General features: G+C 39.4%; 2 protein-coding genes. Both read left to right on the top strand.

Annotated elements, in window-relative coordinates; translation table 11 throughout:
• Positions 1–719, top strand: a 719-nt coding sequence (locus tag Q0605_RS02855) for a hypothetical protein (RefSeq protein ID WP_298704071.1), incomplete at its 5' end; no start/stop codon positions are given.
• A 407-nt stretch (positions 720–1126) separates the two neighbouring features.
• Entirely contained in the window at positions 1127–2518 is a 1392-nt protein-coding gene (locus tag Q0605_RS02860) for an OprD family outer membrane porin (protein WP_298704074.1), read from the top strand.
• Positions 2519–3180: the final 662 nt, after the last annotated feature.

Raw genomic sequence — 3180 nt, forward strand, 5'->3', positions numbered from 1 at the left:
ATTTTAAATGCACCATAAGAATAAGGCGGCAGAATACGCCAAAATATCTTTTTATAAAAATGGGGAAATTTATGAGGGATTATGATAAGGAGCCGATAGTGATGAAAAATGACTATTTGTTAAAAAGCGAATTGGCTATAAGAATTTTCTTTTTAATATTAGCATCAATCTTCGCTATTAGATGTATTTTTCCTATAGAAAGCCTTTTTAATAATGCCCTTAGAAAAAGCGAGCTAGCGCTTTGCATATGTGTATTTTTTGGTTCAATTTTTAAAGATTTTGCAATGCTAAGAGGTATGCTAGCAAATAACTTACAAATTAGAATTTTTAATAAAAGAATTGAATGCGATTATGTAGACTTTGCCGGTAATTGTAAAATTTTAGAATTTGGAGTTGATGAAAAAACAAAAATTACATACTCATATATGCCTAGATTCGGTGAAAAAATTAGTAATAAGTCTAATATGAAAATATCAGAAAAAATAGCTGATACTTTAGTCTATATACCGGCTATGCTAATAAATATGTCTTTTGTTTTAATATTTCAAATTCTAAAGCTTTTTAAAATAGAAAGATATTATATATTAGACAATGGCAGCATGACCATATCGATCAGACAAAATCAAGAGATTATTGATAAATTTGGAGATGTTGCTTTCGACAAGGAGAGTTTGACTTTGAGCCTGATAAACCATAGCTCTAAAATTTTTAATACGTAAGGAAGGAGATGTAAGAATATGGGTTAAAAATTTTTAATATAGATATGGGATTATTTGTATTGGCTATGTTGATGAGTATAAGGAGCCTGCAGGCTTGTTCTGAGAAGCATTTAGAGTGGATATTTCTTTTTGGTGCTTAGAGATGCTTGCCGATAAGCCGAATATAAAGCACCTTAATAAGAATATAAAATATCAAATAGGGCAAAAATAATATATCACTATGTCGAATGTATACTTTGCTTTATAGTAAATGCTTCTATTTGGGTGAGTGTCATAATTACGATTATAGGCTTAGTAATGTCGAAATTTTAGAATAGAGGTGCAAATATGATATAATTCATTTCGAAAATATTGATGTAAGATTAAAATTTCGATTTAAATTCTATTTTAATGAAAGGAGATTTCGAATGAAACTCATCAAACTAAGTTTAGCTACGGCGGTTTGCGCATGCGCGGTATCCTCGCTAAGCGCGGCGGATAGCGTAGCTGAAGCGATCACTAACGGTAAGCTTGGCGGAACGGTAAAGACCACTTACGCCAATAAAACCGTAGATAATAGAGGCGAAGCCGCTACGGGCGATAACGACTACGAGGCATTCGGCGTGGGTCTTGAGCTTGGATATGTTACCGATCCTCTTTACGGCTTTAGAATAGGGCTTACCGGACAGGGCTGGTTGATGCCGTATCACGTAGGCTCAAGCAATAAGATCGCCTACGATAAGGAGTGGTATACTAAAGGCGCGGTATTATCTGAATTATACCTAGGATACGGCATAGGAAATACCGATATAAAGGCGGGTAGACAATATGTCGTTACTCCGCTCGTTGCTGGCAACTATACAAGGGCGTTTAAAGAGGCTTTCGAGGGCGTAGCGATATCTAATAAAGATATCCCCGATACTACATTGTGGGGCGGATGGTTTTATAAATTCCAAGGAAGGAGTAAAACCGCCATGGGCGCTCCGGCAGGCGAAGGAAAGGCTCCTTTATTTAAAGATAGGGTGATTCTGGGTAATATGACCGGTCCGGTCGCCGTAAAATTTGAAAATATCTTCTCTGCATATATTCAAAATAAATCCTTGCCTTATACTACTTTAACCGGCGCTTACGCAGCGGTAACGGACGTAAAACCTGCTAACGCGCTAAAAGACGGCGACGTTAGCTTGTATCTTGCCGAGGCAAATGTAAAAGTGCCGGTAGGCGAGATTTTAAAGCTGGGACTTGATCTTAACTACAAAGGCTCGCGCGTAGACGGAGGGCTGGAGCCAAGAAGGCTTGACGGCGATATGTTCGGCGCAAGAGTCTCGGTTAGCGAGTTTTTCGGATTCGGCCTATCGTATGCCTATACGACCGTTAGCGATGATGATGCCGTTATTTTGGGCGTCGGCCACGGCCCGGGATCATACACCGCGCTGCCTATAAGAGGTCCGTTCGTCTTCACGGGATATGCGGGTATGGATACGCACAAGATCGTGCTTGATTACGACTTCGGCGCTATCGGTCTGGACGGCTTCAAAACTGCGCTACACTACGTAAAGGGCGATCAGGACAGAGTAGGCGGCACGAATAATATCAATGCTAGCGGGGCTGCGGGCCAAAAGGTCGGCACCAGCATGGACGTAGAGGGCTGGGCGGTAACGGCAAACTACGCTCCTAAGGCCGTTAAGGGGCTAAGCTTGGGCGTAACCTACACTGCGCTTGAGAGAAGCGATCACTACGCTAGCGGCGTAAATAGAAAGTTCGACGAGAACGAGATATGGTTGCAAGCTGCGTATAAATTTGATCTAAGCGGCAACTAAAGCTTTAAAGAGCGGAGTATTTTCCGCTCTTTCTTATCTGTATTATCAAGCGAGCTAGCGCTTGATAAATTGCTTCATCCAAACTCCGTAAATTTAACATAACTCTTAAATTTAATGAAACAAGGGCGAAATTTAGACGATAAATTTAAATGATAGATTCGGCGAAACTTAGAGAGATGAAATTTTAAATTTGCCGATCCGCTCCGCTAAATTTTAAAATTATAAAGCCTTACTATTAAATTTAACGCAGCTATTTAATCTAGTAAAATTTCAGCAGCATTTCGTAGAATAAGCGCACTGTATATCTGACATCGGCAAACTGATGTTTGTCTTTAAGCCCTTAATATAGCAGGCATTGACTGCGCCCTAGTATACGGCACTTAGATATCAAAAAAGCGATGATTTTTGCACGGCTTCTTTCGATGAAATTTTAAATTTGGATAAATTTTAAAGCTCATCCGAAAGCGAAAAAAGATGGAAAAGGATAAAATTTTACCCGTCGGATAAAGCGGAATAAAAGCGAGATAAATTTAACTTCGCTAAATTTAATCGCCGCGGATTAAATCGAAGCCCTAAATTTGAGTTTTAAATTTAACCCGCGGCGGAATGTGAATTGAAGCGCGAATCGAAACGCTTATAATCTCAAAGCGTTATTTCTTCGC

The organism is uncultured Campylobacter sp. (assembly GCF_938017705.1).
Taxonomy (GTDB): Bacteria; Campylobacterota; Campylobacteria; order Campylobacterales; family Campylobacteraceae; genus Campylobacter_B.

Bases quoted from the DNA above. Each gene is read 5' to 3' on its own strand.
- Q0605_RS02860 (WP_298704074.1), top strand. From the start codon at position 1,127: ATGAAACTCATCAAACTAAGTTTAGCTACGGCGGTTTGCGCATGCGCG.